This window comes from Raineyella sp. W15-4 (assembly GCF_033170155.1).
Classification (GTDB): Bacteria; Actinomycetota; Actinomycetes; order Propionibacteriales; family Propionibacteriaceae; genus Raineyella.
Genome location: NZ_CP137079.1, coordinates 2,548,389 through 2,574,456 on the forward strand (window position 1 = coordinate 2,548,389; position 26,068 = coordinate 2,574,456).

A 26,068-nucleotide genomic window follows, 5' to 3' on the forward strand; every position below is an offset into this window, starting at 1 on the left:
GAGGAAACACCATGCGCATCGTCGTCATCGGCGCCACGGGCCAGATCGGCGCCCGCGTCGTCGAGGTCGCCCACCGGGACGGCCACGAAGTGGTCGGGGTCTCCCGACACTCACCGGCCACCCCACCGGTCGACTGGCGGACCGCCGACGCCTCCGACCCGGAACAGCTCACCGCGGCCCTCCGCGACGCCGAGGTGGTCATCGCCACCCTCGGGCTCCCCTACACCATCGCTGCCTGGAGCAAGACCTGGGTGCCGCTGACCCGATCCACCGTCACTGCCGTGCGGGCCGCCGAGGTCCCGCTGGTCTGGCTCGACAACTGCTACCCGTACGGTGTGAGCACGACGCCGATCAACGAGGAGAGCCCGATCGCGCCCTGCTCCCGGATGGGGCGGGTCCGCGCCGGGGTCAACGACATCCTGGAGGAGGCCAGTGGGGCCGGGACACCGATCACCGTGGCCCGGGCCGCCGACTTCCTCGGCCGGGGCGTCGAGACCACCCTGGTCCGCTGGAGCGCCCTGGAGAAGGCCGCCCGGGCCGGCGACCGCCGTACCCGGCTGCCGTGGATCGGCGACCCTGACACCGCCCACAGCTACGCCTCCGCCGACGAGGTCGCCCGCTCGCTGGTCACCCTCGCCACCCGCGAGGACCGTACGGCGCAGCCGACCTGGCTGCTGCCGGCCCTCCAGCCGGTCACCGGCCGGGAGATCTGTCGGCTGCTGTCCGAACGCTCCGGCCACGAGATCACCGCGATGGCGCTCCCGAAGGCAGTGCTGACGGTGGCCGGTTGGGTCAGCCCGCTGGCGCAGGCCTCGAACGACATGGCCTACCTCAGCGACCGCGACTTCCTCGTCGACGACACCCGCTTCCGGACCGCCTTCGGGTGGGGGCCGGCGGGCACTGTCGGCGAGCTGCTCGACCAGGAGTTCGGCAACACAACGGCCCCTGCCCAGTGACCCGCTGACATCTTCCACCGGTGGGATCCCGGTCGTCGTGGGCGTTCAGGAGCGTTGGTCGGCCGGGATCCACACCCGCATCGTGGCCGGTCCCCGGTTGCCCCACCGGTGGTAGGGAACGAGAGGGACCTCGATCCGCTTCCCGGTCCGACTGGTCGGATCCGACGGATACGGCCATCGGGCGGGCTCCCGGGTGATCAGATGCCCATGCCCGATCGCGCCACCGTCGCGGTCGGCCACGCCGAGCCGGGGGTCGAGTCTGACCCCGTCGATCGGCTGTCCGTCGGGCAGGTCGACCGACTCCAGGCACAGCACCACCGGGCCGCGTTCGACCGCGACGCATCCCCGGACCGCGTCGATCCGGTCGTCAGCCACCGTGACGCGCGGTGATACCGGCAGTACCAGATCGATCTCGTCACCGTCGTGGAACTCCCGTTCGACGCTGGCCACGTTTCCGGTGACCGGCCGCCCGTCCAGGGTGGCGCCCTCCGCCCAGGACGGGATCCGTAGGTCCAGTCGTAGCCGGCCGGCCGGCGCCTGTTCCACCCGGATCGTGATCCGGCCCTGGAGGGGGTAGGTCGTGTCCACGCTCAGCACGAGGTGTCGTCCGTCGTCGAGGAGGGTGTCCAGCCGGGACGGCATGTACTGGTGCACCTGCACGCCGCCGGAGCCGGTGCTGAAGACGTACGTCCCCAGCGATGCCAGGAGACGGGCGATGTTGGGCGGGCAGCAGGAGACGTCGAACCAGGGTGCCCGCAGCTGGGCGCTGGCCCGCTTGCTCACCCGGTCCGGGTCGGCGGGCGCTGCGGCGGTTCGCACCTGCAGGGGGTTGGCGTAGAAGAAGGACCGGCCGTCCTCGGAGACCGCGGCGGCGATGACATTGAACAGGGTCCGCTCGATGAGGTCGGCGTACCGTTCGTCGCCGGTTGCGAGCAGCAGCCGCCAGGCGACCATGATCGAGGCGACACCGGCGCAGGTCTCGCAGTAGGACCGATCCGGTGGCAGCTCGAAGTCCTCACCGAAGGCCTCGTCCTGGTGGTGGGAGCCCATCCCGCCGGTGAGATAGGTGCGCCGGGCCACCGCCGCGTCGTACTGCCGACGGGCGGCGTCCACCAGCTCGGTGTCATCGGTCTCGACGGCGACATCGACCGCGCCGGCCGTCAGGTAGAGCGCTCGTACCGCGTGCCCCCGCAGTGCGTCGGCGTCCCGGAAGGGGACGTCGTCCTGCCAGTACGCGGTGCCGTACTCGCCCTCGGCGAGAAGGCCGTGCCCGCGGCGTTCGACGAACAGTCGGGCTTGGTCCAGGTACCGCGACTCGCCGGTGGCGCGGGACAGCTCGACCAGGGCGGTCTCGATCTCGGGATGTCCGCAGATCGCCTGCACCCCGGTGTCGCCGAACGTGGCACACACGTGGTCGGCGGCCCGGCGTGCCACCTCGGCGAGCCCGTCATCGTGCCCGGTGCGGAGCCGGGCGACGCCCGCCTGGATGAGATGCCCGTAGCAGTACAGCTCGTGACCCCACTCGAAGTCTCGGTATCGTGACTCCCCCGGGGTGCCGAATCGCGTGTTGAGATAGCCGTCGGGCTGCTGAGCCCCCGCGATCACCGCGGCGAGTTCGGCGACGGACTCCTCATGGTTCTCTCCCCCCGGTCGGGAGGACTCCCAGGTCATCGCCTCCAGCAGCTTGTAGATCTCCGAGTCCGAGAATTCCCTGCCCTGACGGGTGCCGCCTCCCTTCGCGGCGACCAGAGTGAAATTGTTGATCCAGCCGAGGCGTTCCTGCCACGATCGGCAGTGCGCTATGGTCGTTCGGCCATTGATCTCCTGGCGTTCTCGCCAGAAACCGTCGGAGATGGTGACGGCATCGATACCGACCGGGTGGAATGTGCCCACTGACGGGGAAACGGGGGATGCCACGCGACGAATGGGTGCGTTCACGACTGATTGACCTTCCTGGAAGAAGACGGCGACAGTGCCCGGGAGACGGTCCGTACGGACGGCGTCAGCCCTTGACAGCGCCGGAGGTGAAACCCTTGATGTAGTACTTCTGGAGGGCGAGGAAGAGGATGCCGGCAGGAATGGTGAGGACGACCACGCCGGCCGTCGTCAAGCCGTAGTCGATGACCCCCATGGTCTGCTGCCTCATGTTGACCAGGGCCAGCGGCAGCGGGGCGTGCTGCATGCTCAGCAGGTACAGCGACACCATGAAGTCGTTCCAGGCAGCCAGGAACGAGAAGAGGCCGACCGTGACCAGCGAGGGCAGCACCGGGGGAAGCATGATCCGGAGGAAAGCACTGAAGGAGTTGCAGCCGTCGATGAAGGCCGCTTCCTCCAGTTCTTTCGGGACTGCGGCGAAGGAGTTCCTCATCATGAAGACGGCGAACGGGAGCTGGAACAGGGCGAGCACCAGGCCGACACCGACCAGCGAATTCTGCAGGTGGATGGTCTGCATCCAGACGATCAGCGGAATGAGGAGTGCGGCGTACGGCACCATCATGATCGACAGGACCAGGACGAACAGGGTCCGCTTTCCTCTGAACCGGTACCGTGCGAATGCATAGCCGCCGGTCGAGGAGAGTACGAGTTTCGTCACGACAGTGACGGTCGACACGACGAGAGAGTTCTTCAGGTAGACACCGATCCCGAGCCCATAACCGGCAAGAGTCAGATAGTTGCTGAATCCGACACCATTGAGCTGGGAGGTGCCCGCATGCGGGGACACCGAACTGATGACCGCCCACAGCAGCGGGGCGACGAAGATCACGGCGAGCAGGCCGGTGAGGACATAGAACAGCAGGCGACGGTACGACAGGCTCTTCATGGCGTTCAGTCCTCCTCGTCCTCGACGCCCATGGCGCGCAGCTGGAGAGCGTTGAGGACCACCAGGGCGATCAGCACCAGGACCGACAGCGCGGCAGCCATCCCCAGATCCTTCTTGGTCTCGAACGCGTACTTGTAGATCAGCAGGACCACGGTCATCGTGGAGTTGTTCGGCCCGCCCTTGGTGAGGATGTAGAACTGTTCGAAGGCGAGGAGGGAGCCGGTGATCGACATGATCATCGTCATCGCGATCGTGGGCCGCAGCAGCGGGAAGGTGATGCTGCGGAAGGTGTTCCACCGGTTGGCGCCGTCGATCCTGGCCGCCTCATAGACGTCGGCAGGGATGGCCTGCAGTCCGACCATCGTCAGCAGCATGTAGTAGCCGGCGAATCGCCACACCACCAGGATCACGGTCGCCCACAGCGCGCCGCCGGGCGTGCCCAGCACCGAGGAGCTCAGGTCCATCAGGCCGGTCCTCGCGAGGATCGGGTTGATCGGCCCCATCTGTGGGGAGTACAGGGCGTAGAACAGCAGCGATGCCGAGGCGATACCCAGTGCCGACGGCAACAGGATGGCGGTGCGCAGGATGTTGTTCCAGCGCCGGGCCTCCTGCACCAGCAACGCCAGGCCGAGAGCGATCGGCATCAGCACCACGGTGGTCAGCAGCGTGTATTTCAGGGTGAACCAGGTGGACTGGCGCAGCAGCGGGTCGGAGAGGACCTTGGTGAAGTTGTCGGGGAAGTTGGTCCCGGTGTCTCCCCCCAACAGTGTCCACTTCGACACCGACATGACCACCACCAGGATGACCGGGGCGATGAAGAGGATGAGGAGGAAAAGGGTGGTGGGCATGGCCCAGGCCCAGCCACGCTGATTGTCCCGGCGTTCCGCCGAGGACCGGCGCACCGTGGCCCGTGTGCCGGTCATGACCTGTGTCGCTTGCGCGGACATCGAATCTCCTAGAATCGGCGCGGGGCCGAGTGGTCCGGTGGTTCACCGACCCGACTCGGCCCACAACTGCCTGGCAGGCGCGGGCGACCGCGCAGAGTGTCAGGACGCGGCGGACTACTGCCCGAGGACCGTGGTGATCGCCGTGTTGTCGGCGTCGACAGTGGAACCGTCACCCCAGATGGCGTGCTGGATGAGGAGCTGCCACGGGCTGCCGGCTGCGTTGAAGGCCTCGTTGAAGTTCACCGAGACCGGTGTCCGGCCGGTCTTGATGGTGCTGTTGGCCACGACCGTCCGAGGATCTGCCTTGGAGTACCCACTCTCCAGCACCTTCAGGTTCGAGGCGGTGTCGTTGTTGTCGGCGAAGACCTTCTGCTGGGCGTCCTCGGTCATCAGCCAGGCCATGAAGTTCCATGCCTGGGCCACATGGCTGCTGCTGCGGGTGACACCGATGGCGTCGCCGCCGAGGAAGGTCGATGATCCGCCGTTGACGCCAGGGATCGGAGCGACGCCCACGTCGAACGGGGAGTTCTTGAACAGCGAGCTCACCGCCGTGTACGGGTAGGGCATCACGCCGATCTTGCCGTCCTGGAACGGGGCGGTCCAGGTAGCGCCGGTCTCCTCCTTCGAGCCGGCACCGACACCGTTGGGGGCGCTCGCCAGATCTCGATAGACGGTGTAGATCTTCTTGGCCGAGTCCGAGGCCATCAGCGACTGCTTGCCGTCCTGGCTCAGCACCTGTTCACCGTTGCCCCACAGCATCGGGAAGAGCTGGAACACGAGGGCGCCGCCGGACTGACCGGGGACATAGGTGCCGGCCACACCACTCTTGTTCAGCTTGGCGACCGCCGCGGCCTGGTCGTGGAACTCCTGGACAGTGCTGGGACCCTTGTCCGGATCGAGGCCCGCCTGCTTGTAGAGGTCCTTGTTCCACACCATCACCGAGATGTCGGTGACGAAGGGCAGCGTGTACTCGGCCCCGTTCACCGTCCCGGCGTCGATGTGGCCCTGCTGGAGATCGGCCTTGTTGGGCAGGCCGTTGATCTCGGTGGTCAGGTCCTGGAAGATGCCCTGCTGGGCCCAGTAGGGGACCCGTACCACGTCGCCGGCCAGGATGTCGGGCAGCGTGTTGGTCTGTAGGGCCGCCCCCACCTTGCCTTCGACGTCGTCGTTGGGCAGCAGCTCCAGGCTGACCTGGTTCTTGTGGGTGGAGTTGTAGGCCTCCACCGCGTGCTTCGCCTGAGCCTCCAGCGGGGCACGCGACCACATGGTCAGCGTGGTCCCGTCGTCCACTCCGGCCTCGGGGATCGACTGACTCTGGGATGCACCCGCGCCGCTGCCGGTCGATCCGGTGCCACAGGCCGTCACCATGGTGGCCAGCACGGCCACCGCAGCGATGGCGGCGAGCCTCCTCGAGCGTCTGATGATCATCGCTCTTCCTCTCTCTCCATTGAGATCCATCCCTTCTGCGCTGGACGAGGACCGGCCGGCGGTGATCTACGGCTGCCCCGTCCTCGAAAATCTTCGAAAAGGATTGCGATAATGCAAGCACCATCCGGGCGGGGTGTCAAGGCGTACGAGATGGCCGTGTCCGGCGCCACAGGGACGGCGCCTTCTGCCGGCCATCGCTTGTGTCTTCGCGACTCTGAGCTGCTCGGCTCGGGTCTGGCTCCCCGCCGGGTGTTATGGTTGGCGACATGGGTGATTCGATGTCGGTACCCAGTGACGTCCGACCAGCGAAAAAGTTATCGGAGGCGCATCGCGGCCGCCGGACCGCCACTCTGTCCGATGTGGCGCACCGAGCCGGAGTCTCTGTGTCGACGGCGTCGAAGGCCATCAACGGCAAGACCGATGTCAGCGAGCAGACCCGCCGCAACGTGCTGCGGGCCGCCGAGGAGCTGGACTTCTCACCGAACGTCCTGGCCCGCAGCCTGATCAGTGGGCGCACCGGAACCGTCGGACTGATCACCCACGATCTGGAAGGACGCTTCTCGATCCCCATGCTGATGGGCGCCGAGGACGCCTTCGGCATGAACAAGGTCTCGGTCCTGCTGTGCGATGCCCGCGGTGACGGCATCCGCGAGCAGCATCACCTCAGCGTCCTGCTGGAACGACGCGTGGACGGTCTGATCATCGTCGGTGCACGTCCTGACCCCCGCCCGTCCCTGGGGCGCAACCTGCCCGTTCCCGTGGTCTACGCCTACGCTCCGTCCACGGATCCCGACGACCTGTCCGTCATTTCCGACAACGTGGGCGCCGGTCGGCTGGCAGTGGAGCATCTGCTGACCTGTGGGCGCCGACGGATCGGGATCATCAGTGGGGACCCCGGCTACGGCGCATCGATCGACCGCGTCCGGGGTGCTGAGGAGGCACTACGGGCCGCGGGCCTGGCCATCTCCGGTGACAGCGCGGTCTTCGGCTCATGGACCGAGGAGTGGGGTCGCGGAGCCACCCAGGCCTTGATGGCCCAGCACCCGGACACGGACGCCATCCTGTGCGGCAATGACCAGATCGGCCGCGGCGCGATCGACGCGCTGCGTGAGCTGGGCCGACGGGTCCCCGACGACGTCGCCGTGATGGGCCACGACAACTGGAAGATCCTGGCGACAGGCTCACGCCCCCCGCTGACCAGCGTGGACATGAATCTGGAGGAGCTGGGCCGACGTGCTGCGCTGCGTCTCAGCGAGGCCATGGATGGGCGGGTCACGGCGGGGACCGAGAAGGTGGCCTGCCGAGTTGTCGTCCGCGGTTCGACGGTCGGCTGAACCGAGGCCTGTGCATGCCGCGGTCCAGATGCCCTCGCCGGTCCCCTGCGCATCGCCATCAGAGCGGTGCCCCACCTGATCGTCCGGGTCCGACCCTGGTCCCGGATCATTCCACTACGGATCGTCGGGCACGTACCTGCCCGTGGAAGGACAACAGTCATGACTACAGTCACCTATCGTGCTGCCACCCGGATCTATCCCGGGTCGGACCATCCGGCCGTCGATGGCCTCGACCTGGAGATCGGTGACGGGGAATTCGTCGTCCTCGTCGGCCCCTCGGGCTGTGGGAAGTCGACCTCGCTGCGGATGCTCGCCGGACTCGAGGAGGTCACCTCCGGCCAGATCTTCATCGGGGAGCGTGATGTCACCAACCTCGCCCCAGCCGACCGCGACATCGCGATGGTCTTCCAGAACTATGCCCTCTACCCGCACATGACGGTGGCCGAGAACATGGGCTTCGCGCTCAAGATGCAGAAGGTCTCGAAGCCGGATCGGGACAAGCGGGTGCTGGAGGCCGCCAAGCTGCTCGGTCTGGAGGAGTACCTGAGCCGCAAGCCGAAGGCGCTGTCCGGTGGCCAGCGCCAGCGGGTGGCGATGGGACGCGCGATCGTCCGGCATCCCCGGGTCTTCCTGATGGACGAACCGCTGTCCAACCTGGACGCCAAACTGCGGGTCACCACCCGGACCCAGATCGCCGAACTGCAGCAACGTCTCGGGGTGACCACGGTCTACGTGACCCACGACCAGATCGAGGCGATGACGATGGGCGACCGGGTCGCCGTGATGAAGGGCGGCGTCCTGCAGCAGATCGACTCCCCGCTGGCCCTCTACGACCGGCCCGCCAACATCTTCGTGGCCGGATTCATCGGCTCACCCGCGATGAACCTCATCGAGGGCCATGTGGCCGAAGGCGGTCTGCGGATCGGTGACCACCTGATCGACCTCCCCCGCGAGGTGCTGGCCAAGGCCGGTGACGAGTCCACCCTCACCGTCGGCTTCCGCCCGGAGGCGATCAGGCTGTCCGACACCGACACCGGGATCCTGCTGGACGTGGAGACGGTGGAAGAACTGGGCGCCGACTCCTACGTCTACGGCACGCTCGCCGGGGACGCCGCCTCCGAGCATCTCGACGGGCCCCGGATCGTCGTCCGGCTGGCCACCCGACGCCCGCCGCAGCGCGGCTCCCAGGTGCGCCTGCACGTCGACCCCGCCGACGTGCACGTCTTCTCCCACCGCACCACCGAACGCATCTCCTGAACGAAGGCTGCGTGGTGCCGGAAACTCCGGGATCCGGCACCACGCGGGTTGTCGGGCGGTCACGCCGAGCGATTCACGCCGGCGAGGCCGCACCGGTCGGGCGTGAGGATCCCCGCACCACAGCCCTCCTCCGGTCCGGGTCCGGGACTCCCGGGACTGCCCGCAGCAGTTCCCGCGTATAGCGGGCCCGCGGACTGAGAATCACCTCTCGGGTCGTCCCAGCCTCCTCCACCCGACCGTCATGGAGCACCACGATGCGATTGCACAGGTAGGCAATGACACCGATGTCGTGCGAAATGATGAGAGAGGTCAGCCCCCGCCGTTCGCGGAGCCTGTTGAGCAGATTGATGACGGTGGCCTGCACGGAGACGTCGAGGGCGGACACCGGCTCGTCGGCGACCAGGAGGACGGGGTCCGCGGCGAGGGCACGGGCGATTCCGATCCGTTGCCGCTGCCCACCTGACAGCTGACGGGGAAATCTGTCGAGAAACTGCGCGGGGAGTTCCACCTCGGCGAGGAGCCTCTCGACTTCTCGGTAGCGCGCCGCCCGGCCCTCGACACGGAACTCCAGGAACTCTGCAATGACGTCCTTGACACGCAGATGCGGGTTGAGGGATGACGTGGAGTCCTGGAAGACGTACTGCACCGCAGAGGGCGCACGCCGGCGGCCACGCTCGGCCAGCGTCGGTGCCAAGGTCACGAGCCCCTCGGACTGCCGCTCCAGACCGACCAGGATCCGGGCCAGCGTGGTCTTGCCCGAGCCGGACTCCCCGACCAGACCGACGGCATCGCCGGCCCGCACCTCGAGGGACACGCCGTCCACAGCCAACCGAGCGGATCGAGGACCCCCGAACATCTTGCTCACCTCCGAGGCCGTCACCACGACGTCCCGCTGAACGTCGTCGGGCGGAAAGCCCGAAGGCACCGCCAGACGTGCCGGTTCGCAGTCGCGGGGACCAGTCCCGACGACATCCTCGAGGCGGGGAATGACCTCCAGAAGATCCCGGGTGTAGGGGTGCGCCGGAGCTGCCATCACCGCGGCGGTCTCCCCACTCTCCACGATGCGGCCGCGCTGCATCACGGCGATCCGGTCGGTGTGCTGGGCCACGACGGCCAGGTCATGGGAGATCAGGATGACGGCCAGACCGAGGGATTGCCGCAGGGTGTCCAGCAGTTCCAGGATCTGGGCCTGGATCCGCGCGTCCAAGGCGGTGGTCGGCTCGTCCGCAATCAGCAATTCCGGGTCTCTGGCCAGGGCCAGCGCGATCACCACCCGCTGGGCCAGACCGCCGCTGAGCTCGTGCGGGTACTGACGCAGGCGCGCCCTGGGGTCCTGCATGCCCACCTGAGCAAGCAGGGACAGGACACGTTCGAGGCGTGCGCTCCGGTTCCCGACGCTCCTCGGCAGAGCCTCCACCACCTGCTCGCCCACAGTGAGTCTGGGGTTGAGCGCCGTCAGCGGGTTCTGGAAGACCAGCCCCACGTGGTGGCGCAACAGACCCTGGAGATCGCCGACAGAAGCAGCCAGCACGTCGACGCCGGCCACCGAGATGCGCTGACCACTGACCCGTCCGCCGGGAGGCGCCAGCCCGACCAGGCTCAGGGCTGTCACGCTCTTGCCCGACCCCGACTCCCCGACCAGACCCAGGGTGGCTCCGGCCTCCACGGTGAACGAGACCTGGTCCACGGCGTGCACCTCGCCGTGCGGGGAGCCGAAGGAGACCGACAGATCGACCACCTCAACCAGCGACATCACGCAGCACCTCCCCCGACAAGGTCCTTGAGGGCATGTCGGGCAGCCAGTTCATCGGCCAACACCTGGGACGACAGGATGAGGATCACCAGAAAGGCTCCCGGGACCAATGCGATCCAGCTGGCTGTTGCCAATTGGGTCTGGCCCTCGGCGATCATCACACCCCAGTCCGGAGTGGGCGGCTGGATACCGATTCCGAGGAAGCTGAGGCTCGATTCCGCGAGCACGGCACTGGTGAAATTGAGTGTCACGGCGACGATGAGAACAGCGTACGAGTTGGGCAGGACGTGGCGCCGGAGCAGTTTCGGAACGCGAAGGCCCGCCAGCCTGGCGGCTTCGACGTAGCCACGCGAACGCACCGATCGGACCTGGGAGCGGACGACGCGGAAGTACAACGGCCATGATTCGACACCGATGATGACGACCACGTTGACCGAACTGCTGCCGAACAGCGAAAGGAACACCAGGGCCAGCACGAGCCCGGGAATGGACAGCTGGATATCGGCCAAGCGCGCCAACGACTCATCGACACCCCGCCCCAGGTAGCCCGCCAGGGTCCCCAGCGACACTCCGATCACTACCCCGAGGAGCACCGAGGCCGAGGCGATCAGGAGCGGAGGGCGAGCTCCCCAGAGCACCCGGGAGAGGATGTCGCGACCGAGCGTGTCGGTTCCCAGGACGTGGCCGGAACCGAACGACGGAGGTCGAGAGGTCGCGGTCAGATCCATCGCATTGGGATCGTACGGAGCCAGTACCGGAGCGAGCACCGCTGCCAGGACGATCACGGCGACCGCGAGGTAGGCGACCGCGAGGCCGGGTCCCCCCTGACGTCGCGAGAAGACCGCGGCGCCGGACAGACGCTGGACGAGATTCACGGTCATGGACTCACTCCGGACGTACGCGAGGATCGATCTGCTGATGCAGGACGTCGACAACGAAGCTGGTCACGACGTAGCCGACCGCGATGACAGTGGCAGCCGCCAGCGTCACCGGGAAGTCCTTGGCATTCACGCTGTTGACCAGCAACTGGCCCACCCCCGGGTAGGCGAAGACGGTCTCGATGACCACCGCCCCGCCGAGCAGGCCGCCGATCTGCAACCCGATGTAGGACAGCACCGGCCCCAGGGAATTGATCGCGACATGCCGCACTCTCACCGACCCGAGCGGGATGCCCTTCGCCAGCGCAGTGGAGACGTGGTCCGCCGTGTAGTGGTCCAGGAGAGTGGCCCGGAACACCCTCGCAACACCCGGAACCACGGTGATGGCGAAGACCGAGACCGGAAGGACCAAGTGGGCGTACGTTCCCGCGCCACTCGTCGGCAGCAGGTGCAGACCGAGCGAGAAGACGAGGATCAGGATCAGTGCAAGGAGGAACGGCGGCACGGCCTGCAGGACCACTACCAGGCGGAGCACCGCCGTGCTGAGCAGGATCCGGTTGGTCGAGGAAAGCCAGTACCCGAGCAACAGCCCCAGGGACGTCCCGAGGAGAAGGGCACTGCCCGACAGTTGGAGAGTTGCCGGGATCCGCGCCAGAACGAGGTCGATAGCGGGGACACCGTAGCGAATCGAATTCGGGAAGTGTCCCGTCACCGTCTGGCCGATGAACTTCACGTACCGGACCAGGAGCGGCTGGTCGAACCCGTAGACCGCCGCAAGCCCGGCCACCTGCTCTTCCGTGGCGTCGTCCGGCAGCATCAGACGGGCAGGATTCCCCGTTGCGGCAGTCATGAAGAACACAATGCTCAGCGCACCGACGACCGCGATGACCGAGTGGAACAAGCGCCGCAGGAGATAGTTCCGTTCCAGTCGAGGCCGGAACGACACAAGAGTGGAGTCCTGATCGGATCCGGGACTCTCGACGACGACGGTCATGACTGCAACGCGATCTCATCGGCCCGGATACGATCGCGCAGCCGTGTCGGCTGGTCCGCAGTCTCCGCCAGCAGACCCCGCTCACGCAGCACCGGAGTGAGGTACTCGGCGAAATCCTCATACAACCCGGGACGGCCGTCAGCGGAGATACTGAAGCCGTCCAGACCCGCTTCGTCCCGCAGTTCGATCAACCGATCCACCACCTCGTCCGGAGTCCCGACCGCGGACAGCGGGGATCGCCGGGTGCGGCTGTAGTCGATGTACTCCTGGATCGTCACGTCGAGACGCCCATCGACCGACCGCAGGGGACGCGTGGTGCCGAAAGTCTGTAGGGCGGACAGCAGGGTGTCACGCGGGTACTGACGGATGTCGATACCGTTCCAGGCCAACGCGCTCTCCTCGCTCTTGAACTGATGGGCCCGCTCCGCCTTCGCCCGGGCCTCACTCCCGGTGCGGCCCACCGCGATGTTCACCCCGGCGAACACCTTCGGCGCCGAACGACCGGCCTCCTCGGAAGCCGTCCGGAGCCGCTCGATCACATCCCTCAATTGAGTGATGCTCCCGCCCTGGGTGTAGACCGCCTCGGCGTGCCGGGCCGCGAAGCTCAGGCCGGTCGCCGAGGCGGTCGCCTGGAAGAAGACCGGCTTGCGCTGCGGGGACGGTTCCAGGGAATGCGGGCCACGGACGGAGAAGTACTTTCCGCTGTGATCGATCGGGTGAACGTGGGCCGGGTCGGCGTAGACCCCGGATGTCGCATCCTTGCGAAGAGCTTCGTCATCCCAGGAGCGCAGCCACAACTTCTCGACCACATCGATGTACTCATCGGCACGGACGTACCGTTCGGTGTGGTCCACCTGTTCCCGCAATCCGAAATTCGCCGCCGCGCTGTCCAGATAGGACGTCACGATGTTCCAGCCGATACGTCCGTCTGTGAGATGGTCCAACGTGCTGAACCGTCGAGCGAGCAGGAACGGCGGCTCGTAGGTCGTCGACGCCGTCACCACGAATCCCAGCTTCTCGGTCACCGCGGCCAGCGCCGACACCAGCACGAACGGGTCGGCCAGCGGAAACACGTGGGCATCACGTACGGACAGCTCGATCCCGCTCTCCCTGGTCTCGAAGACGCCGAGAATGTCGGCGAAGAACATCGCGTCGAAGCCGGCCGCCTCGATCACCCGCGCCTGCTGCTGCCAATAGGACAGGCTCAGGTAGTCACGAGTGTTCTCCGGATCCCGCCAGGCACCATCCGCCCCCGGAGTGATCATGGTGAATGCCGAGAAGTGCAGAGGCTTGGGCATGTCAGGACTTCGCTTTCTTGATGTTGACGTAGTCGATCCAGTCGTCGTAGCGAGGGGTCCAGTCGAGGGTCTTCTGGTAGGCGTACGTCTGCGGCTGGTCCCACAGATAGACGAGGGCGGCATTGTTCCGCAGCCAGCCCGAGCCCTCGGTGATCTTGCCGAGGTAGCCGGTCTCATCGGTGGCTGCGAACGCGTCCTTCACTATCTTGTCGAATTCGGACTGGTTCGGCAGGGCACCATCATTGGTGCGGTAGTTACTCGTCCACGAGTTGAGGTTGTAGGCAGCGATGAGGTTCGGATACTGGATCCCCCAGTAGATGAGATCGGGCGCCTCGTCGAGATTGGTGGTGACATTCCGGTCACCCCACGGACCGGAGGGTAGGACGCTGATGTTGAGCGTCACGCCGAGCTTCGCCCAGCTCTGGGCGATGACCTGGATAGCCTGTTCGGCGCCCGCGTAGGTGGCAGTCGGCACATTGACGTTGACGGTGAAGCCGCCGGCGTACCCGGCTTCAGCCAGAAGTTGCTTGGCCTTCTCCGGGTCGTAGTCCCAGGTAGGAGCATTCTGCTCGTACCCCGGATACCAGCGGCTGATCACCTGGGTCCGATTCGGCTCGGTGGTGCCGAGATAGATCGAGTCGGTGATGGACTTGCGGTCGATCGCGTAGTTGAGAGCCTCCCGTACCCGCTGGTCCTGGAACGGCTTTCGATTGAAGTTGAATTGCAGAGTCTGCACCCGCTGTCCCGGCGAGCCACCGACCACAAGGTTCCCACTCGATCGGAGATCGGGCAGATCGACCGGGTCGATAGTGATGGTCAGGTTGATCTCACCATTCTTCAGAGCCGCCAGCCGTGTGGCGGACTCGGCATACCCGATGACCTCGACACGCGTGAAGTCGGGTTTCTTCCCCCAATAGGTGTCGCTCGCGACCAGAACACCCTTATTCTCCTGCTGGTACGATTCCAGGCGGTAAGGCCCGGTACCCATCGCCTCCAGATCGGGGTTGTGGGTCTGTGCCCACTCCGGCTGCAGGAAGAAGATCGTGGCCAGCGCTTCGGGGAGATGCAGGAAGGGGGTCTTCGTGGTGATGGTGACCTGGTGATCACCCGAGGCCTTCACACTCTGGATGTACGACCGCCAACTCGATGCCGCGGTCCAATCTGATGTGCTGTCCAGGTATCGCTCGAAGTTCCACACGACGACATCGGCATTGAAGGGCTGACCCTGTTCGTAGACGACTCCGTCGCGCAGCGTGAAGACCCACTGGTTGTCCGAGGTCCGTTCCCATGACGTCGCAGAGGACGGCACCACCTTGCCCTGGCCGTCGAGTTCGGTCAGTCGGGGGTAGATGGCCCACACAATGCTCTGCGATCCGGTGCGAAGAGTCTTGGCAGGATGCAGACTGACCAGGGTCGGCCCGTGGACCCCGACCTTCACCGTATCGGATGCCTTGCCGTTCGCGAGATCCGCCTCAGGATTGGCTGCCGGCGGAGCGCAGCCGACCACCAGCAATGCCAAGAAGAGGGCCATGGCCGCGGCGATATACGCGCGGAGTCCTCGGGGAGTAGCCATCTGTGACCTCATCTGAAGATCAATTCGAAAAATTGGAAAGGAGTACTCGGTGAGCGGAGTCCGCCCCGACGCCCAACGAGCCGAGAGTCTCGCGCTCACGTCGTTCGGCTTCCTCCAACAGCTCCACAACACCGGGAGCCTCATATGGCGTGAGCACACCGATGCCGTCACTGTCCCCGAAGACGTAGTCCCCGGGATTGATGACGACGCCGTCGACCGTGAGCGGGACACCGGTGACAGCAGGTTCTGCGGTGCGGCGACCGACAATAGGCGTCAGACCGCGGTGGTAGACCGGCAGCCCGAGTTCCACGAGCTGTTCGTAGTCCGTCACACGACCGTCGACAACGACACCGGTGATGCCAAGCCTGACGAGTCGCGTCGCCACGACTCCTCCGAAATTGGTGCGGCGGCTTCCCGCGGGCCTGCTGATCACGATGACCGTTCCCGGACCGCTCGCCTCCGCCAATTCGACGAGTCCGGGGGCTCCGTACTCCGTTGCCTTCAGGGTCGCTGCGACACCGGCCATCCGCAGGGGTCGCACTATCGGCTCCAGCCCGGCGATCAACCCATTGTCACGCAGGTGCCCCAAGGTGGACGGAGAAACCCGGCGAAGGCGTTCGACCAGATCGTGGCGTCCCGCCGGGTCACTCATCCGTCGCTCGCCACGTATATGGCTCGCCACGTATATGGTTCGACAATCAGCTGAAAAGACATAAGGGAATCTTCTCGGTGACAAATGGCGGACTTATGTCCGCCGCAGCAGCATGTCACGCACGGCCGTCATCGGTCCAAGTCCAAGACGCGATGGGAACCATTCACCAGCCCCAATGGGTCAACCGGGCAGGCACGCCCCTTGTCGGGGTCGAATACTCACCGACCTGCTATCGGTAGTCCTCCGGATCCTCGTACGGCGAGGGGACGTTCTCGTCGGTCAGACTCGCGGCATAGTCCGGGACCTCATGCTGGAGCTCACGGTCCGTTCGCTGGTAGCCGGTCGACTCGGGACGCTTCGGCAGAGTGAGCTTCGGGTGCTCGATGTGCTCGTACGGCACCGAAGCGAGCAGATGGGCGATCATGTTGATCCGTGCGGCCCGCTTGTCCTCGGACTCGACCACGTGCCAGCGGGCCTCCGGCAGGTCGGTGTGGACGAACATCTCGTCCTTGGCCCGGGAGTAGTCCTCCCACTTCGTCAGCGATTCGATGTCGGTGGGCGACAGCTTCCACCGCCGCATCGGATCGGTGAGCCGGGACTCGAACCGCCGGTACTGCTCCGCCGCCGACACCGAGAACCAGTACTTGCGCAGGATGATCCCGTCCTCGATGAGCATCCGCTCGAAGATCGGGCACTGGCGCAGGAACCGGACGTACTCGTCGGGCGTGCAGTAGCCCATCACCCGCTCGACACCACCGCGGTTGTACCAGGACCGGTCGAACAGCTTGATCTCACCGGCCGCGGGCAGGTGCTCGACGTAGCGCTGGAAGTACCACTGCGTCCGCTGCCGCTCGGTGGGCGCGGGCAGGGCGACGATCTCGGTGAGGCGGGGGTTGAGATATTCGCTGACCCGCTTGATGGCGCCCCCCTTGCCCGCAGCGTCGCGGCCTTCGAAGATCACCACCATCCGCTGCCCGGTGGTCCTGACCCACTCCTGCATCTCGACGAGCTCGCCCTGCAGGCGCAGCAGTTCGGACTCGTAGACCTTACGGTCCATCGCCTTGTGCTTGCCATTGCCCGACTTGCCGTTGGACTTCCCGTTGCCGGATTTACCGTTTTCCGATTTTCCGTTGCCCGACTTGCCGTTCCCCGCCGTTGCACCCATCGGTCCCTCGTTCCCGCCCGCACTGTCCCGCACGCCGTCCTGCCCGTTCCTGAGCGCCTTGACGAAGGCGCTGGACGGAGAGTTCCGCAGTGCGAGGGCGGCACCGAAGCCGCGTTGGCCCGTGCCTGCCCGCGCTGCCCGGGCAGGCCTGTCCGCCGCCGGGTCGTTGCCCACCGGCCTGTTCCGATCCGCACCCGTACTGTCCGCCATGGGCCAATCTTTCCACCCCACCGGCGGCGCCGCCACGGTGTACGCCGCCGGCCGTCCGCACAGCGGTCAGGTCACTGGCCGGGCGACTCGGTCTGTGGCGCCCCCGTCGGCCGCAGAGTGGCGAACGGGTCGGTGACGGTCAGCCCACGGCTGGTGAACCGGAACAATTTCGCGGGCCGTCCACCGGCACTGCCCGGCACGGACAGTGAACCGGTCACGACCAGTTGACCGCGCCGGACCAGGATCCGCTGCAGGTTGGTCGCACTCACCTCGTGGCCGAGCGCCGCGGCGTACGCGTCCCGCAGCTGGGCCATGGTGAACTCCTCGGGCGCCAGGGCGAAGCCGATGTTGGTGTAGGACAGCTTCGCCCGCATCCGCGCCACCGCGTGGCGGACCACCGCGGCATGGTCGAAGGCCATCGCCGGCAGCTCCTCGACCGGCAGCCAGCCGGCAGTGGCCGGCAGCTCCGGGTCGCTGGTCCACGGCACCAGACCGAGATAGGCGGTGGCGATCGTCCGGTCGTACGGATCCCGCCCGGGATCGCTGAGCGTCTCCAGCTGCTCCAGGTGGGCGACCTCGGCGAGATCGACCTTGGCGGCCAGATGCCGCCGGGCGCTCTGCCCGATCGTCTCGTCGACCTCCACCGATCCGCTCGGCAGCGCCCACTGTCGCTCGTACGGCGCCCGTCGGCGGCGGGTGGCCAGCACCGACAGCATCATCGTCCCGGTCGCGGGATCGGTACGGACCTGCAGCACCGCGGCGATCGCCTCGTGCCGGTACTTCGCCACCCCCGCGTCGTCCCGCAACGGCCCGCGGCCAGGCCCCTTGTCGACACCCACGGAGGGCATGCTACAGTTTCTTCAGTTTTCGCCTCATGGTCGAAAACCTGACGAAGGAGCCCCCCTTGACCACCACCGCCCTCGGCACCGACTGGCGCGCGTGGACCTCCCCCGAGTGGGAGGCCTGGCGCTCGGAGGTGCGGCGACTCGCCGACGAGCAGAACGCCGTGATCCTGGCGCACAACTACCAGGTCGCCCCCATCCAGGACATCGCCGACCATGTCGGCGATTCCCTGGCGCTGTCCCGGATCGCCGCGGCATCCACCGCGAGCACGATCGTGTTCTGCGGAGTGCACTTCATGGCCGAGACGGCGAAGATCCTCGCCCCGGCCAAGCGGGTGCTGATCCCGGACGCGGCGGCCGGCTGTTCGCTCGCCGACACCATCACCGCCGACCAGCTGCGGGCCTGGAAGGCCGAGTATCCCGGCGCGGTCGTGGTGTCGTACGTGAACACCACCGCGGAGGTGAAGGCCGAGACCGACATCTGCTGCACCTCGTCCAACGCCGTCGAGGTGGTCTCCTCGATCCCCGCCGACACCCCGGTGCTGTTCGGCCCCGACCAGTTCCTCGGCGCCCACGTCCGCCGGATGACCGGGCGGGACAACATCCACGTCTGGCTCGGCGAGTGCCACGTCCATGCCGACATCTCGCCCTCCGCGCTGGTCGACAAGGTGCACGCCAACCCGGACGCCGAGCTCTACGTGCACCCCGAGTGCGGCTGCACCACCAGCGCGCTGTGGCTGGCCGAGTCCGGCGAGCTCCCCGCCGAGCGCACCCACGTGCTGTCGACCGGTGGCATGCTCGACCTGGCCCGCACCGCGACGGCCGCCAAGGTGCTGGTCGCCACCGAGATCGGCATGCTGCACCAGCTGCGGGGCGCCAACCCGCACACCACCTTCGAACCGGTCAATCCGAAAGCGGCCTGCCCGTTCATGGCGATGATCACCCCCGACAAGCTGCTCACCACGTTGCGTGACGGCACCGACGAGGTCGACGTGGACGCCGGCGTCGCGGCGAAGGCCCGCGCTGCCGTGGAGCGGATGATCGCCATCGGCCGGACCGGACGGGGTGAGTGAGGAGATGACCGTACGCCTCCCCACTCCCCGGCCCGCCTGGCAGCGCTCGACCGGGGTCGTCATCGTCGGGTCCGGCGCCGCCGGCCTGTCCACCGCCGTCCACCTGGCCGCCGCCGGCGTGCCGACCGTGCTGCTCACCCGGGCGGGCGTCGCCGACGGATCGACCGACTGGGCCCAGGGCGGGCTCGCCGCGGTGTGGGACGCGGCCGACTCGGCCGACTCCCACATCCACGACACCCTGGTGGCCGGGGCCGGCCTGTGCGAGCCGGGCGCGGTCCGCGAGCTCGTCGACGGTGCCCCCGCCGCGATCCGCCGGCTGGTCCGGCTCGGCGCCCGGTTCGACCGGGACGCCGGCGGGGCGTACGACCTGCACCTGGAGGGCGGCCACCACGCCCGCCGGATCCTGCACGCCGGCGGTGACGCCAGCGGCCACGAGGTGGAGCGGGCGCTGTCCGCCGCCCTGCGCCGGGCGGTCGGCGCATCCGGCTCGTCGGTCGAGGTGCTGGAGCACCTGCGGGCCGTCGATGTCCTCACCGATCCGGCCGGGCGGGCCCGCGGGGTCCGGGTCCGTCAGGACGACGGCACCGTCGGCGACTGGCTCGGCGCCGCGGTCGTCCTCGCCAGCGGCGGCATCGGCCAGGTCTGGCCGCTCACCACCAACCCGGCGGTGGCCACCGGCGACGGCATCGCGATGGCCTACCGGGCCGGCGCCGTGGTCCGGGACATGGAGTTCACCCAGTTCCACCCCACCGTGTTGTGGATCGACCCGGCCCGGCGGGTGCCCGGCGACCGGGGCGTGCTGGTCTCCGAGGCGGTCCGCGGGGAGGGGGCGGTGATCATCGACCAGGAGGGTCGCCGGGTGATGGCCGGACTCCATCCGTTGGCGGACCTGGCTCCCCGCGACGTCGTCTCGGCGGCGATGCAGGCACAGATGTCCCGTACCGGCGCCGACCACCTGCTCCTCGACGCGCGCGCCTTCGGCGAGCAGACCTGGCAGCAGCGCTTCCCGTCGATCCTGGCGATGTGCCGGGAACGCGGCATCGATCCGGTCACCGACCCGATCCCGGTCCGGCCCGGCGCCCACTACCTGTGCGGCGGGGTGGCGGCCGACCTCGACGGCCGGACCACCGTACCCGGCCTGTACGCCGTCGGCGAGGTCGCCGCGACCGGTGTCCAGGGTGCCAACCGGCTGGCCTCGAACTCGCTGACCGAGGGCCTGGTCGCCGGCGACCGGGTCGGTGCGCTGCTGGCCACCGCGTGGCGCGCCGGAACCCTGCGGCCCCCGGCGACACCGACCCGCCCGGCAGGCGCCGGGGCCCGGCAGGGTGCACCGGGCACCGCCCGCCTGCTCGACCCCGCTCACCGGGACCGGCTGCGCGCCGTGATGGACCGCGGCGTGGAGGTCTCCCGCACCGCCGAGGCACTCGACGGCGCCCTGACCGCGCTCGGTGAGCTGTCGACCGGGACCGGCCTCGACGACAGCATCCTCGACATGACCAACCTGCACACCGTCGCCACCCTGGTCGCCACCGCCGCGATCACCCGCACCGAGTCGCGCGGCTGCCACCGGCGGGCGGACCACCCGGAGACCGCCGAGCACTGGCGGCACCACCTGTGCCTGGCCCTCGGCCCGGACGGCACCCCGACGGTGACCGAGCAGCCGCTCGGCGAGGCCCCCGGCGGCACGACCACACCCCACCCGGCCCGTACGCTCCCCGTGGAGGCGCTGGCATGACCGCATCACTCCCCTGGCCCGCCGCGATCACCGAAGCCCTGACCGCCGCGGGACTCGATCCGCGGCGGGTGGCCGAGGTGGCGGACCGGACCCTCGCCGAGGACCTCTCCTGGGGGCCGGACGTCACCTCCGAGGCCACCCTGCCGGCCGGGGCCATCGGCGTCGCGGATGTCGTCGCCCGTCGGCCCGGTTGCCTGGCCGGGGTGCCGGTCGCAGCCGCGGTGCTGCACACCCAGGCGCACCGGGACGGCACCGCGGTGCAGGTCGCGACCGTCCGCGCCGACGGTGACCGGGTCCGGCCCGGTGACCTGGTGCTGACCGCCACCGGCCCGCTGCGCACCCTGCTGACCGGCGAACGGAGCATGCTCAACCTGCTCTGCCAGTTGTCCGGGGTCGCCACCGGCACCGCGGCCTGGGCCGACGCGCTGGCCGACACCCCGACGCGGGTCCGGGACACCCGCAAGACGGTGCCCGGCCTGCGGGTGCTGCAGAAGTACGCGGTGCGCTGCGGAGGCGGGGTGAACCACCGGATGGGGCTCGGCGACGCGGCCCTGATCAAGGACAACCACATCGCCGCCGCCGGATCGGTGGCCGCCGCGTACGCCGCCGTCCGCCGCCATGCCCCGGGACTCACGGTGGAGGTCGAGTGCGACACCCTCACCCAGGTGGCCGAGGCGATCGAGGCGGGCGCCGACCTGTTGTTGCTGGACAACATGGACCCCGAGACCGTGCGGGCGGCCGTCGGACTCGCCCGGCCGGCCGGTGTCCGGACCGAGGCGAGCGGCGGACTCACCCTGACGGACGCGGCGGCGTACGGCGCCACCGGGGTGGACTACATCTCGGTGGGAGCGCTGACCCATTCGGCCACGGTGCTCGATCTGGGCTTCGACCTGCGGACCAGCGGAATCACCGGAGGAGTTTCGGGTCACATTCCCACCCCTGGACCCGGAATCTGAGGCACACTGGGACAACTGCAGGACGGCGAGAGGAGACCCTATGAGCGAGAGCACGAAGAGCGCCGAGCCGCTGTGTGAGTGCGGATGCGGGGCGACGGTAGCCGCCTGCACCTGCCCGAACTGCGACCACAGGGCGAAGTCCTGATTCTCCGACGTCAGTCATCGGGGGCCGGGCCGTCGTACGACACGTACGACCGGTGCCGGCCCCCGATGCAGGTCCACCCTCACTCGCCCCAGAACAGCCTCTCGACCACGCCCCGCGCCCGGTGAGTGACCTCACCGTAGTGCGCCCGCAGCGGGCCGGAACCGTCGAACCCCATCGCGGCCGCCACCGCCGCCGCGTCTGCCCCGTCGGTGGGCAACGTGTCGGAGGCGCGGCCCCGGACCAGCATGATGACATTGCGGATCCGGCTGGCCAGCAGCCACGACTCCTCGAGCACCGCGGCGTCCGTGGCCGCGATCAGCCCGAGGTCGCGTTCGGCCCGGAGCGCCGGCAGGGTCCGGGTGATCCGCAGCCCCGGATGCTCGTACGCGTGCTGCAGCTGGATCAGCTGCACCACCCATTCCACGTCGCTGAGTCCGCCCGGGCCGAGCTTGGTGTGCCGGGACCGCTCCACCCCGCGCGGCAGCCGCTCGGCCTCCATCCGGGCCTTGAGCCGGCGGATCTCCCGCACCTGGGTCTCGGTGAGCCCGCCCTCGGGCCAGCGCAGCGGCTCGATCTCCGCCAGCAGCCGCTCCCCGAGGTCCCGGTCCCCCGCCCCGAAGGCGCACCGCACCAGCGCCTGCGCCTCCCAGGTCGACGACCATCGCTGGTAGTAGGCACGGAAGGACTCCAGCGAGCGCACCATCGGCCCGCCCTTGCCCTCCGGACGCAGATCGGCGTCGATCTCCAGTGCGGGATCGGCGCCGGGCTGGCGGAGCACCTCGCGCAGCCGGGTGACCGCAGTGATCGCCCGGCGCTGCAGCTCCGGATCGTCGGTGTCCGCCATCACGAACATGCAGTCGGCGTCGGAGGCGTACGACATCTCCCCGCCGCCCCACCGGCCCATCGCCATCACCGCGATCGCCGGCAACGGCTCACCGCGTTCCGCCGCCTCCCGGGCGACGATCCGCAGGGTCGCCTCCAGGGTGGCAGTGGCCAGGTTGGTCAGGGCGTCACCGACGTCCTCCACGTCGATCCGGTGCAGGATGTCGGCCATCGACACCCGCAGCAGCTCGGCGCGCCGCAGCGCCCGGATCGCGTCGGTGGCGGACTGGGCGTCGTCGTGGCGCAGCGCGGCGGCGGTGAAGTCGGCGACCAGCTTCTCCAGCGGCCGGGGCAGTTCCTCCCCCTCGTCGGCGAGCATCTGCACCGACTGGGGTGAGCGCAGCAGCATGCCGGTGGCGTAGCGGCTGGTCGACAGGACCAGCGCCAGTCGCTCGGCCATCGCGCCCCCGTCGCGCAGTGCCCGCAGGTACCACGAGGTCCGGCCGAGTCCCTCGGAGACCTTGCGGAAGGCCAGCAGCCCGGCGTCCGGGTTGGGGCCGTCGGCGAACCAGCCGAGCATCGCCGGCAGGATCTGGCGCTGGATCTCGGCCTGCCGGGTCATCCCCTGGGTGAGCGCCGCCAGGTGGGTCAACGCCGCCCTGGGATCGGCGTAGCCGAGACCGCGCAGCCGGTCCTCGGCGCTCGCCGCGGTGAGCCGCAGCTCCTCGGTGGTGATCCGGGAGACCGCCTCCAGCAGGGGCGAGTAGAACACCCGCTGGTGCAGCCCGATCACCCGGCGGGTGCTGTCCCGCCAGGCCCTGACGACCTCCTCGGCCGGGTTGCGGCGGAAGCCGAGGGACCGGCCGAGCCGGCGCAGGCCCGCCTCGTCCTCCGGGATCAGGTGCGTACGGCGCAGCTTGTAGAGCTGCACCCGGTGCTCCATGGTGCGCTGGAACCGGTAGGCCGCCGCCATCTCGGCGCCGTCCTCCCGGCCGACGTAACCGTGCTCGACCAGCGCCGCCAGCCCCGGCAGGGTGCCCGGCTCGCGGACCCGGTCGTCGACCCGGCCGTGCACCAGTTCCAGCAGCTGCACGGTGAACTCGGTGTCGCGCAGGCCACCCTCACCGAGCTTGATCTCCCGGCCCTGTTCCTTGGCGGGAATCAGCCGGACGACGCGCTTGCGCATCGCCTGCACCTCGTGGACGAACCCTTCCCGGCCGCCGACCTGCCAGACCATCGGCGAGACGGTGTCGACGAACGCCTGCCCGAGCCGGCGGTCACCGGCGGCCGGGCGGGCCTTGAGCATGGCCTGGAACTCCCACGCCTTGGCCCACTTCTGGTAGTAGCTGCGGTGGCTGGCCAGCGTCCGGACCAGCGGACCGGCCTTGCCCTCCGGCCGCAGCGCCGCGTCCACCGGCCAGATGGTGCCGACCCCGGAGTGGGCCGAGCAGACCCGCTGCAGAGCCGAGGCCAGTTTCGTCCCGAGCACCGCCAGCGCGTCGCCGCCGATCCGCGGAGTGCCGTCGGCGTCACCGGCCGGCTCGACGACGTACAGCACGTCGACGTCGGAGACGTAGTTGAGTTCCCGGGCACCGGTCTTGCCGAGGGCGACCACGGCGAGCCGGATCCGGGCGGATTCCTCGGTGCCGATCTCGCCGCGGCCGATCGCCAACGCGGACTCCAGCACCGCGTCGGCAAGGTCCGCCAGTTCGGCGGAGACGGACGGCTGGATCAGGGTGGGGTCCGCGGCGCACAGGTCCCGGGCGGCGATCCTCAGCAGCGCCCGGTGGTAGGCGATCCGCAACTCGTCGCCGCTCAGCCGGTCGGCGACCGGGGCGGTCGCCCCCTCGTCGGCGCCGACCGCGGCCAGCAGGTCCCCGCGCAGGACAGCGGCGGGGGTCCGGTCCAGCGGGCCGGCCAGCTCGCCGATGTCGCCGGGAAAACGGATCAGGTGCAGCTGCAGGCCGAGACTCGCCCCGAGGACGTGGACGAGGCGGCGGGCCAGATCGGGATCGTTGACCATCCGCCCCGGCAGGTCGGGGTCCTCCTCGACCAGGCGGTGCAGGCCGGTCAGCGCGAGGTCCGGATCGGCGGCGTCGGCGAGCAGGTCGATGCAGGCCTCCGCCCCGCTCGGCCACCCGCCCAGCAGCTTCTCCGCGCGGTCCGCATCGGAGAAGCCGAGGCGCGCCAGCCGTCCGACCGTGGTTTCCAGCCGATCCATGCCTCGCATCGTACGTCCTGACGTGTCGCGTCCCCCCGCAGTCGAATCCGCACGCCAGGGTACGGCACATCGTTCCGCCCCCGTTTCCCGCACCGCAACATGGCGGTCATCCACCCGGGGTAGCGTCGAGCGGGTGACATCGACGATGAGGGCCCAGCGCCAGACCCAGAAGCTACGTCACACCTTCGCCGGGGCACTGCAGACCGTGGAGAACATCGTCGCCGGGCTGGGACCGGCGGACCACCGGCTGCCGGCGATCCAGCCCGGCTGGGACGTCCGCCTGCTGTGCGCGGGATCGCTGTGGCGGCTGACCGAGGTCGGTGCCCAGTTGCAGCGGCCCTCGGCGACCCGGCCGGTCACCCTGGAGCGCTACGCGGCGCATCTGCGGGCGATGGGTCATCGCCGGTTCGACCGCGCGGTGGACACCGCGGGCCGCGACTCCGGGGTGTTGCTGGGTCGCCAACTCGTCGCCGTCATCGAGGACATCGTGGCCGTGCTGGCCGACGGCGACCTGCCGCCGCTGGTGGACACCGGCGCGGGCCAGCTCAGCCTGCTCGACTTCCTCCGGGTGCACGTGCTGGAGGTCGTGCTCTTCCACGACGACCTGGCCCGGACGCTGGAGCGGGCCGGCCGCGCGGTGTCGGCCGCGCCGGCCGAGGCGACGGCGACGGCGGTCCGGACCCTGGCCGACATCCTCGCCGTGCGGGCACCGGGCAAGGCGATCGAGGTGCGCATCCCGCCGTACGCCGCAGTCCAGATCGGCGACCCGGCGAGGGCCACCCCGGGTGCCCCGATCATTCCCGAGCCGGCGCACACCCGGGGCACCCCGCCGGCGGTGATCGAGACCGACCCGACCACCTTCCTGCGGGTGATGAGCGACCGCCGGGACTGGGCCGGGGCGGTCGCCGACCACGCGATCAACGCGTCAGGACTGCGTACCGACCTGTCGCCGCTGCTGCCACTGGTGGGCTGAGCCGCCCGCAGGACCCGAGGCGGAGGCGATCAGGA

Annotated in this window: 20 protein-coding genes; 7 read left to right on the forward strand and 13 right to left on the reverse strand. The window is 68.7% G+C overall.

Features of this window, described 5'->3' with window-relative positions; all coding sequences use genetic code 11:
* Positions 1-11: 11 nt before the first annotated feature.
* Positions 12-956 carry an NAD(P)H-binding protein gene (locus R0145_RS11885; protein ID WP_317837048.1) on the forward strand — a complete coding sequence of 315 codons (945 nt, stop codon included), beginning with the start codon at positions 12-14 and terminating at the stop codon, positions 954-956.
* A 45-nt stretch (positions 957-1,001) separates the two neighbouring features.
* Here R0145_RS11885 and R0145_RS11890 read toward each other — a convergent pair whose 3' ends face one another.
* From R0145_RS11890 to R0145_RS11905, 4 genes are all read right to left on the reverse strand, one after another.
* Entirely contained in the window at positions 1,002-2,873 is a 1,872-nt protein-coding gene (locus R0145_RS11890; protein ID WP_317837049.1) for a glycoside hydrolase family 127 protein, read from the reverse strand.
* Between the two features lie 85 nt (positions 2,874-2,958).
* Positions 2,959-3,777: a carbohydrate ABC transporter permease gene (locus tag R0145_RS11895; RefSeq protein WP_317837050.1), complete on the reverse strand. Its 819-nt coding sequence runs from the start codon at positions 3,775-3,777 to the stop codon at positions 2,959-2,961.
* A 5-nt stretch (positions 3,778-3,782) separates the two neighbouring features.
* Positions 3,783-4,700: a sugar ABC transporter permease gene (locus R0145_RS11900; protein WP_317837051.1), complete on the reverse strand. Its 918-nt coding sequence runs from the start codon at positions 4,698-4,700 to the stop codon at positions 3,783-3,785.
* Positions 4,701-4,838: 138 nt separating this feature from the next.
* Positions 4,839-6,152 carry a sugar ABC transporter substrate-binding protein gene (locus R0145_RS11905; RefSeq protein ID WP_317837052.1) on the reverse strand — a complete coding sequence of 438 codons (1,314 nt, stop codon included), beginning with the start codon at positions 6,150-6,152 and terminating at the stop codon, positions 4,839-4,841.
* Between the two features lie 278 nt (positions 6,153-6,430).
* Between R0145_RS11905 and R0145_RS11910 the strand changes: the two genes are divergently transcribed.
* Positions 6,431-7,486 (forward strand): LacI family DNA-binding transcriptional regulator, encoded by a 1,056-nt coding sequence (locus R0145_RS11910; RefSeq protein ID WP_317840235.1) that lies wholly within the window; start codon positions 6,431-6,433, stop codon positions 7,484-7,486.
* Positions 7,487-7,645: 159 nt separating this feature from the next.
* Positions 7,646-8,743 carry a sn-glycerol-3-phosphate ABC transporter ATP-binding protein UgpC gene (locus R0145_RS11915; RefSeq protein ID WP_317837053.1) on the forward strand — a complete coding sequence of 366 codons (1,098 nt, stop codon included), beginning with the start codon at positions 7,646-7,648 and terminating at the stop codon, positions 8,741-8,743.
* A gap of 73 nt (positions 8,744-8,816) precedes the next feature.
* Here the strand turns inward: R0145_RS11915 and R0145_RS11920 are convergent, their stop codons facing one another.
* The 8 genes from R0145_RS11920 to R0145_RS11955 all read right to left on the reverse strand — a co-directional run bounded on the left by R0145_RS11920 (position 8,817) and on the right by R0145_RS11955 (position 18,105).
* The gene (locus tag R0145_RS11920; RefSeq protein ID WP_317837054.1) at positions 8,817-10,496 is read right to left on the reverse strand and encodes an ABC transporter ATP-binding protein; all 1,680 of its coding nucleotides are present in this window, start codon (positions 10,494-10,496) and stop codon (positions 8,817-8,819) included.
* Positions 10,496-11,377, reverse strand: a complete 882-nt coding sequence (locus tag R0145_RS11925) for an ABC transporter permease (RefSeq protein WP_317837055.1) — start codon at positions 11,375-11,377, stop codon at positions 10,496-10,498. Before R0145_RS11925 ends, R0145_RS11920 begins: the two co-directional genes overlap by 1 nt.
* A 4-nt stretch (positions 11,378-11,381) precedes the next feature.
* Entirely contained in the window at positions 11,382-12,368 is a 987-nt protein-coding gene (locus tag R0145_RS11930) for an ABC transporter permease (protein ID WP_317837056.1), read from the reverse strand.
* Entirely contained in the window at positions 12,365-13,666 is a 1,302-nt protein-coding gene (locus R0145_RS11935; protein WP_317837057.1) for an NtaA/DmoA family FMN-dependent monooxygenase, read from the reverse strand. Before R0145_RS11935 ends, R0145_RS11930 begins: the two co-directional genes overlap by 4 nt.
* A 1-nt stretch (position 13,667) precedes the next feature.
* Positions 13,668-15,197, reverse strand: coding sequence for an ABC transporter substrate-binding protein (locus tag R0145_RS11940; RefSeq protein WP_317837058.1), 1,530 nt, complete (start codon positions 15,195-15,197; stop codon positions 13,668-13,670).
* Positions 15,198-15,258: 61 nt separating this feature from the next.
* Positions 15,259-15,891 carry an RraA family protein gene (locus R0145_RS11945; RefSeq protein WP_317837059.1) on the reverse strand — a complete coding sequence of 211 codons (633 nt, stop codon included), beginning with the start codon at positions 15,889-15,891 and terminating at the stop codon, positions 15,259-15,261.
* Positions 15,892-16,120: 229 nt separating this feature from the next.
* Positions 16,121-17,056 (reverse strand): polyphosphate kinase 2, encoded by a 936-nt coding sequence (gene ppk2, locus R0145_RS11950; RefSeq protein ID WP_317837060.1) that lies wholly within the window; start codon positions 17,054-17,056, stop codon positions 16,121-16,123.
* Positions 17,057-17,337: 281 nt separating this feature from the next.
* Positions 17,338-18,105 carry an NUDIX hydrolase gene (locus R0145_RS11955; protein WP_317837061.1) on the reverse strand — a complete coding sequence of 256 codons (768 nt, stop codon included), beginning with the start codon at positions 18,103-18,105 and terminating at the stop codon, positions 17,338-17,340.
* A 65-nt stretch (positions 18,106-18,170) separates the two neighbouring features.
* Between R0145_RS11955 and nadA the strand changes: the two genes are divergently transcribed.
* The 3 genes from nadA to nadC are packed head-to-tail and all read left to right on the forward strand — an operon-like array spanning position 18,171 to position 21,872.
* Positions 18,171-19,181 carry a quinolinate synthase NadA gene (nadA, locus tag R0145_RS11960; protein ID WP_317837062.1) on the forward strand — a complete coding sequence of 337 codons (1,011 nt, stop codon included), beginning with the start codon at positions 18,171-18,173 and terminating at the stop codon, positions 19,179-19,181.
* The gene (gene nadB / locus R0145_RS11965) at positions 19,174-20,916 is read left to right on the forward strand and encodes an L-aspartate oxidase (protein ID WP_317837063.1); all 1,743 of its coding nucleotides are present in this window, start codon (positions 19,174-19,176) and stop codon (positions 20,914-20,916) included. The genes nadA and nadB overlap by 8 nt, the downstream gene beginning before the upstream one ends.
* Positions 20,913-21,872: a carboxylating nicotinate-nucleotide diphosphorylase gene (gene nadC, locus R0145_RS11970; RefSeq protein WP_317837064.1), complete on the forward strand. Its 960-nt coding sequence runs from the start codon at positions 20,913-20,915 to the stop codon at positions 21,870-21,872. The genes nadB and nadC overlap by 4 nt, the downstream gene beginning before the upstream one ends.
* Before the next feature lie 224 nt (positions 21,873-22,096).
* Here nadC and R0145_RS11975 read toward each other — a convergent pair whose 3' ends face one another.
* A complete protein-coding gene (locus R0145_RS11975; RefSeq protein WP_317837065.1) occupies positions 22,097-25,060 on the reverse strand; it encodes a bifunctional [glutamine synthetase] adenylyltransferase/[glutamine synthetase]-adenylyl-L-tyrosine phosphorylase in 2,964 nt (987 codons plus the stop codon).
* A gap of 133 nt (positions 25,061-25,193) precedes the next feature.
* Here R0145_RS11975 and R0145_RS11980 point away from each other — a divergent pair, with 133 nt between their 5' ends.
* Positions 25,194-26,033 (forward strand): sterol carrier family protein, encoded by an 840-nt coding sequence (locus R0145_RS11980; RefSeq protein ID WP_317837066.1) that lies wholly within the window; start codon positions 25,194-25,196, stop codon positions 26,031-26,033.
* Positions 26,034-26,068: the final 35 nt, after the last annotated feature.